Source organism: Aquimarina rhodophyticola (genome assembly GCF_042434915.1).
Lineage (GTDB): Bacteria > Bacteroidota > Bacteroidia > Flavobacteriales > Flavobacteriaceae > Aquimarina.
The window spans coordinates 2,790,807-2,804,832 of sequence record NZ_CP170198.1 but is presented as its reverse complement, the minus strand read 5'-3'; the positions used below and the strand labels follow the sequence as shown (position 1 = coordinate 2,804,832).

Genomic DNA, 14,026 nt, shown 5'->3' with positions numbered 1-14,026 from the left:
AATTAAAGCGTTAGTTCCTTGGCAAGATCTGAAAAGAATTCATACACATTTTTGTTTGTTTTTGCACTGGTAAAACAATCGACATCGATTGCTAGCGCTTTAAGTTGATCTTTGGCTGTCTTTTCTTTTATCAAATCAATTTTATTGCCAATAACTTTGATCAATACTTTTGCGTGTATTTTAGTTAAATATGCCAAATCTTGATGAATATTTTTATAGGTTTCTTCTCTGGTTATGTCAAATACATAGATGAATGCATGCGAACCTAGTAAATAAGATTTACGAGTATCTTCTATGTCTGTATGACCCTCGGTATCCCAAATAATCATAGACAGATCATTACCATTTGGTAGTTGAACAACTTTTTTCTTTATCTGTACTCCCAAAGTAACTTTGTAATCTTCGGAAAAGGCATCGTCTATAAACCGACGAAATAATGAGGTTTTCCCTACCCCAAAATGCCCTAAGAGTACTACTTTTTTAGACGATATCATCTGCAAAATGTTTTTTTAATTTTTTAGTAAAGAGCATACTGTCTTCTAGATCTTTTCTAGATATGTGATGTTGTGCAAAGTCCAAAATTTGGTCTTCTAATATTTCTTTAAACATGATACTATAGGAACCAGCAATTACTGCTGCGATGTAATAAGAATAGAAGTTTTGAATATGTATGGTATGGAGTTCATACTCTATAGTTTCTAAATTTTGATCACCTCCTTCAAAAGCATCTTCGACAAAACTTTTAATAGCTGTAAGCATACCTGCAACCATTTCTTTGTCAATTGTTCCTTTAGACAAAGGACTATATTCGGCAATTAATAAACCAGATTCTTTTTCAACAACAAACATTTGTATAAGCTTTGGCTTTCCATAATCAGCAATTGCCATATCTCCAGACTTAACCCCACTTGCTTTTGCCTTAGTATTGCGCAGCCATTTTTTAAAAGAAAAAGCATTTTTTGTACGGTTGCTTATGTTCTCGCTCAATAATTTCATTTCGTGAGCGATATATTTCTTAATCATTTTACCTATTATAGGAAAAAGTGCATTAACAACAGCGTCTTGTGAGTTTTTTATTTCTTCTTTTAAAGCTTCGGTTATGGTAGGTCCGAGCGTTTTTGGAATTTCTTTTACAAATTCTTCTAATTTGTCGTCAATAATTGGATCGACTTTATGCGAAAGTTGATTTTTTTGATGAACTAGCGTGGTGAGCTCTTCTACTTTTTTGGCGATAGATTGCGCAAACTCATTCTCTTCTGTTAGGAGAAGTTTTTTTAAAAGAACTAATTTATCCTGCTCGTTCATATTAGCGGATACGCTATGTTATTTTTGATTAATTTTCTCTCCCATCGCAATTAATAAATCTCCCAGTGTTTTTTTATCCACTTTTTTGGATTCCAAAGCAGCTACATTATCGGTAAGGGTGTCTTCGAGATCAGTAATTCGAATGTTGATATCAGTACTCAGATTGTCAATGGCTTGCAGGAGTTCTTTACGAGTATCTTGGACAAGATCTTCTAACTCCTTTCGTTTGTTAAGAATGTCTTTTTTTACCGTATCAAACTCAGAATCATACGCTATTATATTCTCCCCAAAAATGAGATTTTTTATAGCTTCGATTTTTGAAGTAGCAAGATCGGCTTCATTTTGAGGGGATTCTATAGCTTTATTTTCTTTAGCCATAAGTAAAGGATTTTAGTTTTTCAATACGCTTCTGGTAAAATTAGCTATAAAATTTTAAAAACAAAGCGTGAATTGTTAAACACTTGTAGAATTATTACAGGCTTAAGAAAATAAATAGTAAAATGTATGTTAAAGTTAGGAGGGTGGTTACTTTTTCATGAAGGATTCAACTTTGTCTACCATATTTTTGCTCCCGCATACAAAAGGTGTACGTTCATGTAGCTCTGTAGGTTTAATATCCATAATACGCTTTACTCCATCTGTAGCCTTGCCTCCAGCTTGTTCTGCAATAAAAGCCATAGGATTACATTCGTAGAGAAGTCTAAGTTTTCCTTTGGGTGATTTTGACGTACTAGGATACATATAAATACCTCCTTTGATCATATTTCGATGAATATCGCTTACTAAAGATCCGATATAACGTGAAGTATATGGGCGATCGTCTTTCTCTTCTTGACAGTATTTAATGTAATCTTTGATCCCTTGAGGAAAGTGAACATAATTACCTTCGTTTACAGAATAGATATGGCCATCTTCTGGGAATCTCATATTGGGATGTGATAAATAATAGGTTCCAAGTGCCGGATTAAGGGTAAATCCATTGACCCCATGTCCTGTTGTATAGACAAGCATTGTCGAGGTGCCATAAATAATGTATCCTGCTGCTACTTGTAGGTTACCAGGTTGTAAAAAATCTTCTAACGTAACAGGGGTTCCTGTAGGCGTTATTCTACGATACACAGAAAAAATAGTTCCAACCGATACATTGACATCAATATTTGAACTTCCATCCAAAGGATCCATGAGCACCACGTAGTTATTACGATGGTCATTTTTCTGTCCTTTGATGGTAATAAAATCATCATTCTCTTCGGATGCAATACCGCATACAATTTCACGATTAGTTAGCGTATTGATAAATGTCTCATTCGCTAAAACATCAAGTTTTTGCTGATCCTCTCCTTGAATATTAGTTTCACCAATCGCTCCAGTAATGTCAACTAATCCTGCTTTATTTACTTGGTGATTTACCATTTTTGCAGCTAGACGAATAGAGTTTATAAGTCGAGATAACTCTCCGCTTGCATAGGGGAAATCATTTTGGTTTTCAATAATAAATTCTCCTAGCGTTTGATTATTTCTGGACATGGTTGTGAAACTTTTTTGGCAAAAGTATTATTTTTTGATCAACTATAACGATTTCGAAATCTAAATTAAAAACTAATTTTTTAATCTGCTGTAATTTATAACTTCATTATGATCAGAATACTTGTTATTACGCTAGATTTTATAGCTTTGGTAAAATTTTGATTATGGAGTTTACTATTCGCAATGCTAACCCAAATGATATGGGGCAAGTTTTAAAACTAATCCATGAGTTAGCTGTTTTTGAAAAAGAACCAGAAGCCGTGGAGATTGATGAAGAAGAACTGGTGTCTGAAGGTTTTGGAGAACATCCACTATTTCAGTGTATTGTGGCAGAGGTAGAAGGTTTAATCGTTGGAACGGCTATTTTTTATTATCGATTTTCTACCTGGAAAGGACGATCAATACATCTTGAGGATCTAATCGTCACCTCTGCTATGCGCGGTACAGGTATAGGTACAGCACTATATACCGAAGTTATGAATTTTGCGAATTTTAAGGGAGTAAGGAGAGTAGAATGGGTAGTGTTGGATTGGAACAAAAATGCAATCGATTTTTATGAAAAAAGTGGCGCTGTATTATTAAAAGATTGGTATTTGGCCCAAATGGATAAAGATGGTTTACAAGCCTTTATTTCAAAAAAAACTATGCCGAAATAAACAACAGATATGAAGGTATTTAAATTTGGAGGTGCTTCTACAAAGGATGCCGAAGGTATAAAACATATAGCCAACCTACTTGCCGCTTATAATAAAGAACCTTTACTATTGGTAATTTCGGCTATGGGTAAAACCACCAATGCTCTTGAAGCTATTTTGGAAGCGTATCTTAAAAAAGAAGAAAAACTAACCGGTCTAATAGCAGCGCTAAAAGATTATCATATAGAAATAGTTACAACACTTTTTGAAAAGAAACCGAATCCTGTAACTAAACTAATTGATGGACTGTTTCATGACTTGAAATTGACGCTTTCAAGAAATAAATCAACACAATATGATTTTATTTATGACCAAATAATTGGCTATGGAGAATTAATGTCTTCCACTATTTTAAGTGCATATTTAAATGAAAGAGGTTGTATAAACAAATGGATTGATGCGCGCGAGCTAATTAAGACAGACTCGGTGTACCGTGATGCTGGTGTATTATGGGAAGAGACACAACAAAGGATTAGGACCTTGTCTCCAAAAACGTGGTACTTGACCCAAGGATTTATAGGTTCTGATGTAAACAATTTTACCACTACCTTGGGTAGAGAAGGTAGTGATTACACTGCAAGCATTCTAGCATATTGTCTTAATGCCACTAGCGTTACGATTTGGAAAGATGTGCCTGGTGTACTTACTGCAGATCCACGGCTGTTTAAAGAACCACAATTACTTTCTCATATATCTTACGAAGAGGCTATTGAGTTAGCATTCTATGGAGCTTCGGTAATTCACCCTAAAACACTACAGCCATTACAGCGTAAAGAGATACCCTTATTTGTCAAATCTTTTATTGAACCAGAAAAAAGTGGAACCATTGTCAAAAAAGGCACATCTTTAGCACCAGTGCTTCCATGTTATATAGTTAAGAGAAATCAAATTTTAGTATCCCTATCGGCCCGGGATTTTAGTTTTATCGTCGAAGATAATATTGGTGAACTTTTTAATTTATTTCACTTACATCAACTCAAAGTAGGTTTGATTCAAAACTCTGCCATAAGTTTTTCGGTATGTTTGGATAATAAATTTAATTCATTTGAAGTTTTACTTCAGCAATTGAGGGCAAAATTTAAAGTTAGTTTTCAAAAAGATGTTACTTTGTATACGATACGACACTTTGATCAAAACGCCATCATAAAATTGGAACAAAACAAGGATATTTTATTAAAACAATTGACCAAGGAAACGTATCAAATGGTTGCTAAACAGTGAGTAATGCAATAGAATGAATTTCCTATATTTGTCCTTTGCACAAATAAGTATTAATGGCGATAATCAGCTCAAAAGAAGTAGCCAAAGGGCTTCAATTAGATAAATTAGGTTTTATAGGAACATTTATAGGGTGGATTATCCTAAAAGTTACTCGTTTATCCAAAGTGAACCGGCAATATGATGCGATAAGTCATCTTAAAGGAGCAGCTTTTTTAAAAGCAGCTTTGGAGCTTTACAATGTTACATATGAGATACCTAAGGAAGATCTTAAAAGAATTCCAAAAGAGGGCGCGTTCATTACCTTGTCAAATCACCCTCTTGGAGGATTGGATGGGATTCTTTTATTAAAACTCATGCTCGAGCATCGCTCTGACTACAAAATTATAGCTAATTTTTTACTACATAATTTTATTCCGCTTAAGCCTTACATCATGCCGGTCAATCCATTTGAAGATCGAAAAGCTGCCAAATCCAGTTATACCGGTTTAAGAGATGCAATTTTACATGTAAGAGCTGGACAACCTTTAGGAATTTTCCCAGCGGGAGAAGTGTCAACACATAAGGACGGTAAAAGTATAGTCGATAGACCATGGGAACCTGCAGTAATGAAGTTGGTGCAAAAAGCCAAAGTTCCTGTAGTTCCAATATATTTTCATGCACGCAATAGTTTATTGTTTTATAAACTATCTGCGATAAATGGTACCTTAAGGACAGCAAAATTGCCTAGTGAGCTGTTTAATCAAGATAAGCGAATTATTAAGGTTAGAATTGGTCATGCTATTTCTGTAAAGGACCAAGATGAATATCCAGATCTCGAAGATCTTACTAATTTTTTACGTAAGAAAACGTATATGTTGGCGAATCCATACGAGAAAAAAACGCTACGAGAATCGATACCGCAAAACTTAAAATTACCCAGATTACCCAAAGAAATTGCTGGTCAGGGAGAAACTGAAAAAATAGAAGCGGAGTTGCAGTATTGTCGTGACAACGACAAAAGATTATTGATAAGTAAAAATTATGAGGTTTTTCTGGCGCAAAGAGAATTTATTCCTTCGGTACTTCATGAAATAGGACGTTTACGAGAAATAACATTTAGGGCTATTGGAGAAGGAACTAATGAATCTATAGATCTCGACCCTTTTGATGATTACTATCATCATATGTTTTTATGGGATAATAAAGAACAAAAAATTGCTGGTGCTTATCGTATGGGTATGGGATCTGATATCTATGCTAGATATGGAATAGATGGTTTCTACTTGCAGAAATTATTTCGTTTTGAACCCGAGCTCTATAAGATGATGAGTCAATCTATCGAGATGGGTAGAGCCTTTATCATTAAAGAATATCAATTACGTCCTATGCCATTATTCTTATTATGGAAAGGGATTGTACATTGTACCCTACGTTTTCCAGAACATAAGTTTCTTATTGGTGGCGTAAGTATTAGTAATAAGTTTAGTAATTTCTCAAAATCTCTTATGATAGAGTTTATGAAATCTCATTATTACGATCCTTATGTTGCACAATATGTGCGTCCCAAAAAAGAGTTTAAAGTTAAACTGAAAGATGCAGATAAAGACTTTGTTTTTGATGAGAGTAGAAGTGATCTAAATAAGTTTGATAAAATTATTGACGAAGTCGAACCAGGTAGCTTGCGCATACCAGTATTAATCAAAAAATATATTAAGCAAAATGCGCAGGTGGTTGCATTTAATGTCGATCCACTTTTTAACAATGCAGTAGATGGTTTAATGTATATAAGAATTTCCGATTTACCAGAAAGTACGGTAAAGCCTGTTATGGAAGAATTTCAAGAAGAGCTAGAAGAGAAATATTTTAAAAATGGAGATAAGTGAATAGTGTGATAACAGATCTATCACATGGTAAATACCGCCTCCTTTTTTATTAAGAACACGGTATAAAGTAGTTCTGTAAGTTAAAAACCTTAACCAGTAGTCAGGTTGTAATAAATACAACTCTTGAGTGCAGATTGGTCCTTGGATACCCGTTTCTAAGGTTTTATATATGGTTGCCCAGAGGATGAACCTATTTAAACCTATATGGCTTTAATCAAATAATTAAAACCAAGGTTTACGACCAACTTGATAAGTTTGGTAAAAATCTTCATCAGATTTTGTAAGATAGATGATACCTTCGATCAATCCGATAATTCCGCCAATACCACATAAAAATGACAAAAGAATTTGAATAACTCCTTCTTTTGTATACCCAAGTAAAAACTTATGAATCCCAGTCCAACCCACCACGATGGCGAGAATCCCAGCTATTAATTTCTTATTATCCTCGGATCCGAAAGAGTTTTTTGCCTCGTTGGTAAACTCATTTGCTGCTTTTTTAGCGCTTTCAAAAACTTCCTTAGCACCTTTTTCGATATCTTCTCCAAAGTTCTTTTTGTCGTTGTTCATTTTATGAATTTTTTATCTTTTAAAGGTATGAAAAATACTATAAAAAAGTCTTTTTAACACTATACACTTCTAAAAAGTTAATAGGTTGTTAATTTTTAATATATTTGAAATATCTAATCTTAACCACTATTATATGAATTGGTATTTAAAAGTTATTAAAGAAAATTTCGCAAATTTTGAAGGAAGGGCTAGAAGAAAAGAATATTGGATGTTTACCTTGTTTAGTGGTCTTATAGTACTTGGATTGGCTATTCTTGCTGGAATTTTTGTAGCTATGGAAATTTCATCCCTTGCTTTTGTTTTTATGGGTTGTTATATGGTCTATATTTTAATAGTTCTGGTTCCCTCATTAGCAGTTACCGTGAGACGATTACATGATACTGGCAAAAGCGGTTGGATGCTTTTAATAGCACTTGTTCCCTTAATAGGATCGATATGGTTATTTGTTCTTTATGTGACCGAAGGAGATCAAGGAGACAATCAATATGGTCCTGATCCTAAAAGTTTACCAGATCCTGTATAAAATATATTGGTGTAGAATTTTTCTTACTAACTATAATGTCTCAGACAGCAATTGAATCTCTTTGGTTATGTTGTTTTTTGCTTGTGCGTTGTATAAAGTAAAGAAAGGTTCGGTTTTAAATATTTTTGAATGCTTAGAAAGTTCATGTAGAACTTTAATACGTCCTTTGGTATAAACGCTATTGGGATAAATATTGTATTCCTTTCTAACGTTTTTGCGATAGTTATCATAAAGTTCCCATTCTTGTCCAAGGATAGAAAGGTCTGCGTCTGTAAAATAATTGATATCACTAGAATCTGATACACTATGCCCCCTGGTTGCAAGTATCATAGCTTTACAAGCTTTAATATCACTATTAGCAATACCTAAGTCACTCATCACTAATACCGCCTCCTTGGCGCTTTTGGCTTCGTTAGTTGTTATTAAAACACTATAGATATAATCATGATAAAACAAAGAAAACAAGACAACGTCCCAATTCTGGATTTTATTTTTTACTAAGAGTAATCGACTATAAATTTGTTCTAAATGTTTTATATTGTGATAATAACGCAGGTTAGAATTATATTTTTTTGATATAGCATTCCATAACACCAAATTAGCTTTGGTATCATCGCGATATTTTGAAACAAGTTGAATAAAAATTTTCTCTAACAAAATGATGCTTTTATTTTATTGACAATGGTCTGTGAAAGCTTCCTTTTTGATTCTGTCGTCCAACCAGCAATATGTGGACTTAAGATAACGTTTTCAAACTGTAAAAGTTCTATTAGGGGCGATGGCATTTTGTTTGGTGTAGTAAAGAGCTGTTCAAAAGATAACTTTTCATATTCTAAAACATCTAAACCTGCACCCAATATTTGACCCTTTTTAAGGGCTGCTACCAGATCTGCAGTTACAACACTCTTACCTCTCGCTGTATTTATGAACCAAAAGGGTTTTTTGAATTTGGAAATAAAGTCTGCATTAACCATCTTATCGGTTAAAGGTGTCCATGGAGTATGTAAACTTAACACATCAGATTTTGTAAACAACTCATCCAGCTCAACTTGAGTAGCATTACTATCGTCAACATCTTTTTTGATATCATAACAAATTACTTCAACATCAAAACCTCTTAATTTTTTGGCGAATGCACGCCCCATATTTCCATAACCTATAATACCGATTGTTTTACCATCCAGTTCGGTTCCCCGGTTTTTTTCGCGATTCCATTGACCTTCATGAATTTCATGATTTGCAATAGTCAATTTATTAAATAAAGATAAAATCATACCTAATGCATGTTCGGCTACTGCATTTCGATTGCCTTCTGGAGCCGAAAAAAGTTTTATTCCTTTTGACTTTGCGTAAACTACATCTATACTTTCCAAACCTGCCCCCACGCGCGCGATAAATTTTAAGTTTATAGCTTTATCTAGAAAAGATTTATCAATGCTAAACCTGCTGCGTATCACAACTCCGTGATAGGATGCTATTTTTTCTTCGATATCAGATTTTGATGAGGTATAATCTTCGTCATTTATATAGCCTAAACCCTGTAATTGGGATATTAATAATGGATGATTGCTGTCAAGGTGCAGAATTTTCATTTGTATTTAATTAGTACTTCAAAAATACGCAAATTAATATCGTGATATGAAACATTTGGGAGGTACTGAGCCTAGTTTATTGGTGATGAATGCGATGTAACTCTTTCATTACAGATTGCATTTTTTCTGGAGATATAGCGAGAAATGTTTTTGCTTTTTTAACTTCTTCGCTGTCTACAGACATATGCTTAATACTCCATCGGGCATTTTCTAACAAAACGGGAAGCAAATCAACACCTTTTGGGGTTAATAAATAGACTATTTTTTGTTTGTGATCAGGATCTTTTTTTTTGTGAATTATGCGTTCTTTTTCTAAAAATTTTAATCTATTCGTTAAAATATTTGAAGCTATTTTTTCATCAGATTGTAGAAATTCTCTAAAATAGCGCTTTCCCTCTATAAGTATATCTCTAATTATTAATAGCGTCCATTTATCACCAAATATGCTTAGAGCCAAGTATTGAGGGCATTTCGATTTTTGCATAGGTTTAATTTTTATGCTGCAAAATACTATTAGTTTATGTGTATTACAACTAGTTTTGTTATGCAATTAGTTTTATTAGTTGCAATTGATCATTATCAGTTTAAGAGTTAGTACGTTTATAGATATAGAATCTCTCTAGGTATAAGAGGTCTTACCATATCTAGAAGAAGTTTGTAGGTACAATTTTTTATAACGCTACTGCGTAGCCTTACATATCCACATAGTTTGAAACGGTACGTTCAGTTTGTGATTCTCCAGTATGCTTAGTTGTTATTTTTTCAAAAAGTAAAACGTGTACTTCTTCATTGTTTTTTGTTGTAGGACAATGTTCTACTCCTTTTGGGACCACTATAATTTCGCCCGCTGCTACTTCAACAGTTTTGTCCCTAAATTGCATAAGTAGGGTGCCACTTATAACATGAAAAAGCTCATCTTCATTATCATGCTTATGCCACACAAAATCCCCCTTTAGTTTAGCCAAAAGGACATGATTATCATCTACCATTGCTATGCGATGAGGATGCCATTGTTCCTTAAATTTTGTTAGTTTATTTTTAATATTAATTGCGTGCATAGATGAAGATTTAAAATAAAGAACTAATCTCTTTGGTTATACGTGTAGGTCGTAGACTTGTGGATTGTAGTAAACACCAATGAGTTTTTGCAGTAACAATTGTTTTATTAGTGTCAAGGTTTGTAATTTCTGTATTTCGCTGACATTTTGCGCCTTGATAATGATCTATCCATGTCTTTAGTTTCAAAGTATCGTTAATAAAAGAGGGAGCATGGTAGGCTATAAAGTGATCCATAACAACCCAAACAAATTCTGATCGCATAGTTGTGTCTGTTTTAGATTGCCAATGCTGTTGCGCAATATCTTGTATCCATTGAACGTAAACAACATTGTTAACATGATTCATTTGGTCGATTGCTGATTTGGGTACAGTTAACTCAATTTCAAAAGATTGCGTCATGTAATGTAGTTTTTTTTCTTTAAATTTAGCTAAATAACTTTAAATTGTATCACACATGAAAACTAATTTTTTAAGTATTAAGGGGGTAACTGTATTATCAAAAAAAAGCCAGCAATTTATAAATGGGGGCGCAAGTGTAGATTTATCAAACTGCGGCTGTTCTTGCAGTGGTTCTGTAACAGGTCCTGCGTATTGCAGAAGATATATCGCGTGTACTCATGAGTATACCTGCGATCAACAATTTTAATACAATGAGTTGCTAAAAAATGTGAAAATCGAACTAGTTGATTTTATTAAAAAATTCGTTGGTTCGATTTTTGTATTATTTACGGGCAGGGATTGCAACGGCAGCTTTTGTAACACTTGCTAAAAGTGTTATAAAACTATAGTGTAAAGCCCGGTGCTTGCAGTCCGCCTAAAACCCTAGTATCATTTTGGCAATGTAGAAAAAGAGAAAAATTCCAAAAATATCATTGCTTGTGGTGATAAAAGGACCGGTTGCAATGGCGGGATCTATACCTCTTTTGTCCAAAATGATAGGTACAAATGTACCTACTAATGCCGCTACAATAATAACACTCATAAGAGCTAGTGCTATGGTTATGCTAAAAGTAAATTCTTGACCCATTATAAAGCCAAAGGTTATGATAATGGCCGCTAAGGCGAGCCCGTTGATAAGACTAAGGCCTATTTCTTTTAACAAACGTTGGAGTATGCTCCCTTTTACATTATTATTGGCTAAACCTTGAACGATAATTGCAGAAGATTGGACACCTACATTACCAGCCATAGCAGCGATTAGTGGTGTGTAAAAAAAGAGACTTCTAAATTGAGGGTTAACCATTATTTCTTCAAAACTTTCCATGATAAAAACACTGCCAAGTCCGCCTAGCAATCCAAGAATAAGCCAAGGTAAGCGAGCTCGGGTTAGTTCCCAAATATTATCATCTGCCTCGACGTCTTGAGAAATACCAGCAGCCATTTGATAATCTTTCTCGGCTTCTTCTTTAATATAATCCACAATATCATCGATGGTGATTCGACCTACCAGTACGCCACTGGTATCAACGACTGGAATCGCTTCTAAGTCATATTTTTGCATGATCCTTGCAACTTCGTCACCTTTGGTGTCTACCGTTACGTAATCCACCTTAGGAATATAAACTTCACTAATGTGTGTTTTTGTAGATGCCGTCAATAGATCTTTAAGAGATAATCTACCTTTTAGTTTTCCTTCTTTATCAATTACGTAAATCGAATGAACTCTGGTAACATTTTCGGCTTGTCGTCGCATTTCACGTACACAGCCTGCAACCGTCCATGTTTCTTTGACTTTAACAAGTTCTTTGGCCATTAATCCACCAGCAGTATCCTCGCCATATGCGAGAAGCTCAACAATATTTTCGGCATGTTGACCATCTTCGATTTGGGCTATAACAGTATCTACGCGTTCTTCGGGAAGCTCAGAGATAATGTCTGCAGCATCATCGGTATCCATTTCTTCCAGCTCTTCGGCAATTTCTTTGGCAGAGAGTTTTTCAAGAATACGTTCGCGAACATCTTCTTCTAGCTCCATCAATGTCTCCGAGGTTTTTTCACTATCCAAAAGTTTAATTAGATAGGTTGCTTCGAAAAGATTAAGTTCGTCTACAATTTCTGCAAGATCGGCAAAATGAATTTCGTCAAGTAAATACTTTAATTGAGCGTCATTAGTTTCTTCTATGAGAAGTTTGACGTTGTCAATAAGCTCTTGCGTAATCTGAAATTGCATAAATTTTTTTTTGAGAGGTGAATTAAAAATGCACACAAAGATAATCAAACTAATGAGTAAGATTTTAAGATTGTGTTAAACCCCTAATAGTTCGTCAAAATAATTATGGCAGAAATACTAATTTATGATTTATAATATTATGGAAGTTTTTGATAGTGTTCTATAATCAATGTTAGGTCAATAAACTCTGTTACTGCTAATTGTTCAGGTCGTTTTGAGAACAATAGATCTGCAGTATCAATTTGATCTGGTAGAATACTTTTTAAACTGTTTCTCAATGTTTTACGGCGTTGGTTAAAAGCAGTTTTAACAACAGTGTAGAGTAATTTTTCTTCGCATGGCAGGGTGTAATTATTTTTACGACGTAAGCGTAATACACCACTATCAACTTTTGGTGGAGGATTAAATACAGTAGGAGGTACGGTAAAGAGATATTCGGCATCATAAAATGCTTGAGTAAGTACAGAAATTATACCGTACGTTTTACTTCCTGGTCCTGCACAGATACGCTGGGCTACTTCTTTTTGAAACATACCGGTAAACTCTGGGATTCGTGATCGATTATCCAAAGTCTTAAAAACTATTTGACTAGAAATGTTGTAGGGAAAATTACCAGTGATAGCGAACTGTTCTCTGGGAAATAGCAGGTCTAAATCATACTTAAGAAAGTCTGCTTCGATAACTTGAAAACTGTTTTTTCCCGTGATATGTTTTGAAAACTCTAGTGCAAAAGAGGTATTAAGGTATCCAATGGATTCGGTATCCAAGTCCATTGCAATAAGGTTGATATCTTTTTGTAATAAGTATTTTGTGAGGACGCCCATTCCTGGTCCAATCTCAATACAGTTTATGTAATTATCCAAACTTAGTGTATCGCCAATCGCCTTGGCTACTTCTTCGTCTTCTAAGAAATGTTGTCCAAGATGCTTCTTTGCAGCTACAGCGGTCTTTGCAGAAGATCTTATCTCTGTTTTCGTAAATTTCCGATAATTTTTTGAGGATTGTTTCTTATTCATATATACAAGTGCAGACTGTAGCAGCCCTTCGTTTACGCTTTTGTTTGCTGATGTATGATTTCCAGTTCTGTTCTAAAAGCTACCATTTTTCCAGCAAAGCGGTTGGTTGTCGCGCGCAGGCGTTCTGCATCTTCTGCATAATAACGTTGTAAAGCATCCTTATCAACCGTAGTGTATTGAACAGAATACGTAATGCCTCCCATATCCTCTTCTACCAGAACTTTTGTCATCAATGCATGTGTAAATTTTCCTGTTGCCAGCATATCGGGGATATGCGTTTTTTGCATCCAAGATAACCATTCTTCCTGTATTGATTCTTCTACATTAATAGTGACATTATAGATCTGCATTTTATTAGTTATTTTCTAAGATGTTAATGATATTGAATAAGACAAACATAGGGCAAAGATACATAAATTCTCTACCCTCATAGCGCATTCATCTTATAGGTAATTATCTGCTTCAGGGGCGCGGAAATGATTTATA

The 14,026-nt window shown here is 34.4% G+C and carries 18 protein-coding genes; 5 read left to right on the top strand and 13 right to left on the bottom strand.

Annotated features, from left to right (window positions below):
- Positions 1-2: 2 nt before the first annotated feature.
- The 4 genes from ACE939_RS12115 to fbp form a co-directional block, all read right to left on the bottom strand.
- Entirely contained in the window at positions 3-494 is a 492-nt protein-coding gene (locus tag ACE939_RS12115; RefSeq protein WP_378185845.1) for a Rab family GTPase, read from the bottom strand.
- The gene (locus ACE939_RS12110; RefSeq protein ID WP_378185844.1) at positions 481-1,305 is read right to left on the bottom strand and encodes a cell envelope biogenesis protein OmpA; all 825 of its coding nucleotides are present in this window, start codon (positions 1,303-1,305) and stop codon (positions 481-483) included. Before ACE939_RS12110 ends, ACE939_RS12115 begins: the two co-directional genes overlap by 14 nt.
- 18 nt (positions 1,306-1,323) lie before the next feature.
- Positions 1,324-1,683, bottom strand: a complete 360-nt coding sequence (locus ACE939_RS12105; protein WP_378185843.1) for a fructose 1,6-bisphosphatase — start codon at positions 1,681-1,683, stop codon at positions 1,324-1,326.
- Between the two features lie 147 nt (positions 1,684-1,830).
- On the bottom strand, positions 1,831-2,832 hold the full coding sequence (fbp, locus tag ACE939_RS12100; RefSeq protein ID WP_378185842.1) for a class 1 fructose-bisphosphatase: 1,002 nt from the start codon (positions 2,830-2,832) through the stop codon (positions 1,831-1,833).
- A gap of 164 nt (positions 2,833-2,996) precedes the next feature.
- Here fbp and ACE939_RS12095 point away from each other — a divergent pair, with 164 nt between their 5' ends.
- Genes ACE939_RS12095 through ACE939_RS12085 form a run of 3 tightly spaced genes read left to right on the top strand, consistent with a single transcriptional unit; the run spans position 2,997 to position 6,610 of the window.
- Positions 2,997-3,488, top strand: a complete 492-nt coding sequence (locus ACE939_RS12095; RefSeq protein WP_378185841.1) for a GNAT family N-acetyltransferase — start codon at positions 2,997-2,999, stop codon at positions 3,486-3,488.
- Positions 3,489-3,497: 9 nt separating this feature from the next.
- Positions 3,498-4,748, top strand: coding sequence for an aspartate kinase (locus ACE939_RS12090; RefSeq protein ID WP_378185840.1), 1,251 nt, complete (start codon positions 3,498-3,500; stop codon positions 4,746-4,748).
- Between the two features lie 53 nt (positions 4,749-4,801).
- Positions 4,802-6,610, top strand: a complete 1,809-nt coding sequence (locus ACE939_RS12085) for a GNAT family N-acyltransferase (RefSeq protein ID WP_378185839.1) — start codon at positions 4,802-4,804, stop codon at positions 6,608-6,610.
- A 222-nt stretch (positions 6,611-6,832) separates the two neighbouring features.
- On the opposite strand, the gene ACE939_RS12080 is transcribed toward ACE939_RS12085, so the two are convergent.
- On the bottom strand, positions 6,833-7,180 hold the full coding sequence (locus ACE939_RS12080) for a TM2 domain-containing protein (protein ID WP_378185838.1): 348 nt from the start codon (positions 7,178-7,180) through the stop codon (positions 6,833-6,835).
- A 133-nt stretch (positions 7,181-7,313) separates the two neighbouring features.
- Between ACE939_RS12080 and ACE939_RS12075 the strand changes: the two genes are divergently transcribed.
- The gene (locus tag ACE939_RS12075; RefSeq protein ID WP_378185837.1) at positions 7,314-7,703 is read left to right on the top strand and encodes a DUF805 domain-containing protein; all 390 of its coding nucleotides are present in this window, start codon (positions 7,314-7,316) and stop codon (positions 7,701-7,703) included.
- Positions 7,704-7,733: 30 nt separating this feature from the next.
- Here ACE939_RS12075 and ACE939_RS12070 read toward each other — a convergent pair whose 3' ends face one another.
- From ACE939_RS12070 to ACE939_RS12050, 5 genes are all read right to left on the bottom strand, one after another.
- The gene (locus ACE939_RS12070) at positions 7,734-8,360 is read right to left on the bottom strand and encodes a hypothetical protein (RefSeq protein WP_378185836.1); all 627 of its coding nucleotides are present in this window, start codon (positions 8,358-8,360) and stop codon (positions 7,734-7,736) included.
- Positions 8,354-9,295, bottom strand: coding sequence for a 2-hydroxyacid dehydrogenase (locus tag ACE939_RS12065; protein WP_378185835.1), 942 nt, complete (start codon positions 9,293-9,295; stop codon positions 8,354-8,356). Before ACE939_RS12065 ends, ACE939_RS12070 begins: the two co-directional genes overlap by 7 nt.
- Positions 9,296-9,371: 76 nt before the next feature.
- Positions 9,372-9,779, bottom strand: a complete 408-nt coding sequence (locus ACE939_RS12060) for a winged helix-turn-helix transcriptional regulator (protein WP_378185834.1) — start codon at positions 9,777-9,779, stop codon at positions 9,372-9,374.
- A gap of 208 nt (positions 9,780-9,987) precedes the next feature.
- Positions 9,988-10,353, bottom strand: coding sequence for a cupin domain-containing protein (locus ACE939_RS12055; RefSeq protein ID WP_378185833.1), 366 nt, complete (start codon positions 10,351-10,353; stop codon positions 9,988-9,990).
- Between the two features lie 10 nt (positions 10,354-10,363).
- A complete protein-coding gene (locus ACE939_RS12050; protein ID WP_378185832.1) occupies positions 10,364-10,753 on the bottom strand; it encodes an acyl-CoA thioesterase in 390 nt (129 codons plus the stop codon).
- 55 nt (positions 10,754-10,808) lie between these two features.
- On the opposite strand from ACE939_RS12050, the gene ACE939_RS12045 reads away from it, so the two are divergent.
- Complete coding sequence (locus ACE939_RS12045; protein WP_378185831.1) at positions 10,809-11,000, top strand: hypothetical protein; 192 nt, start codon at positions 10,809-10,811, stop codon at positions 10,998-11,000.
- A 168-nt stretch (positions 11,001-11,168) separates the two neighbouring features.
- Here ACE939_RS12045 and mgtE read toward each other — a convergent pair whose 3' ends face one another.
- The 3 genes from mgtE to ACE939_RS12030 all read right to left on the bottom strand — a co-directional run bounded on the left by mgtE (position 11,169) and on the right by ACE939_RS12030 (position 13,890).
- Positions 11,169-12,524 carry a magnesium transporter gene (mgtE, locus tag ACE939_RS12040; RefSeq protein ID WP_378185830.1) on the bottom strand — a complete coding sequence of 452 codons (1,356 nt, stop codon included), beginning with the start codon at positions 12,522-12,524 and terminating at the stop codon, positions 11,169-11,171.
- Between the two features lie 137 nt (positions 12,525-12,661).
- The gene (rsmA, locus tag ACE939_RS12035) at positions 12,662-13,540 is read right to left on the bottom strand and encodes a 16S rRNA (adenine(1518)-N(6)/adenine(1519)-N(6))-dimethyltransferase RsmA (protein WP_378185829.1); all 879 of its coding nucleotides are present in this window, start codon (positions 13,538-13,540) and stop codon (positions 12,662-12,664) included.
- Positions 13,541-13,572: 32 nt separating this feature from the next.
- The gene (locus ACE939_RS12030) at positions 13,573-13,890 is read right to left on the bottom strand and encodes a DUF4286 family protein (RefSeq protein WP_378185828.1); all 318 of its coding nucleotides are present in this window, start codon (positions 13,888-13,890) and stop codon (positions 13,573-13,575) included.
- Positions 13,891-14,026 lie beyond the last annotated feature (136 nt).

Excerpts from the sequence above, each read along its gene's own strand:
- ACE939_RS12115 (WP_378185845.1), bottom strand. The coding sequence starts at position 494 with ATGATATCGTCTAAAAAAGTAGTACTCTTAGGGCATTTTGGGGTAGGG.
- ACE939_RS12110 (WP_378185844.1), bottom strand. The coding sequence starts at position 1,305 with ATGAACGAGCAGGATAAATTAGTTCTTTTAAAAAAACTTCTCCTAACA.
- ACE939_RS12105 (WP_378185843.1), bottom strand. The coding sequence starts at position 1,683 with ATGGCTAAAGAAAATAAAGCTATAGAATCCCCTCAAAATGAAGCCGAT.
- fbp (WP_378185842.1), bottom strand. The coding sequence starts at position 2,832 with ATGTCCAGAAATAATCAAACGCTAGGAGAATTTATTATTGAAAACCAA.
- ACE939_RS12095 (WP_378185841.1), top strand. The coding sequence starts at position 2,997 with ATGGAGTTTACTATTCGCAATGCTAACCCAAATGATATGGGGCAAGTT.
- ACE939_RS12090 (WP_378185840.1), top strand. The coding sequence starts at position 3,498 with ATGAAGGTATTTAAATTTGGAGGTGCTTCTACAAAGGATGCCGAAGGT.
- ACE939_RS12085 (WP_378185839.1), top strand. The coding sequence starts at position 4,802 with ATGGCGATAATCAGCTCAAAAGAAGTAGCCAAAGGGCTTCAATTAGAT.
- ACE939_RS12080 (WP_378185838.1), bottom strand. The coding sequence starts at position 7,180 with ATGAACAACGACAAAAAGAACTTTGGAGAAGATATCGAAAAAGGTGCT.
- ACE939_RS12075 (WP_378185837.1), top strand. The coding sequence starts at position 7,314 with ATGAATTGGTATTTAAAAGTTATTAAAGAAAATTTCGCAAATTTTGAA.
- ACE939_RS12065 (WP_378185835.1), bottom strand. The coding sequence starts at position 9,295 with ATGAAAATTCTGCACCTTGACAGCAATCATCCATTATTAATATCCCAA.
- ACE939_RS12060 (WP_378185834.1), bottom strand. The coding sequence starts at position 9,779 with ATGCAAAAATCGAAATGCCCTCAATACTTGGCTCTAAGCATATTTGGT.
- ACE939_RS12055 (WP_378185833.1), bottom strand. The coding sequence starts at position 10,353 with ATGCACGCAATTAATATTAAAAATAAACTAACAAAATTTAAGGAACAA.
- ACE939_RS12050 (WP_378185832.1), bottom strand. The coding sequence starts at position 10,753 with ATGACGCAATCTTTTGAAATTGAGTTAACTGTACCCAAATCAGCAATC.
- ACE939_RS12045 (WP_378185831.1), top strand. The coding sequence starts at position 10,809 with ATGAAAACTAATTTTTTAAGTATTAAGGGGGTAACTGTATTATCAAAA.
- mgtE (WP_378185830.1), bottom strand. The coding sequence starts at position 12,524 with ATGCAATTTCAGATTACGCAAGAGCTTATTGACAACGTCAAACTTCTC.
- rsmA (WP_378185829.1), bottom strand. The coding sequence starts at position 13,540 with ATGAATAAGAAACAATCCTCAAAAAATTATCGGAAATTTACGAAAACA.
- ACE939_RS12030 (WP_378185828.1), bottom strand. The coding sequence starts at position 13,890 with ATGCAGATCTATAATGTCACTATTAATGTAGAAGAATCAATACAGGAA.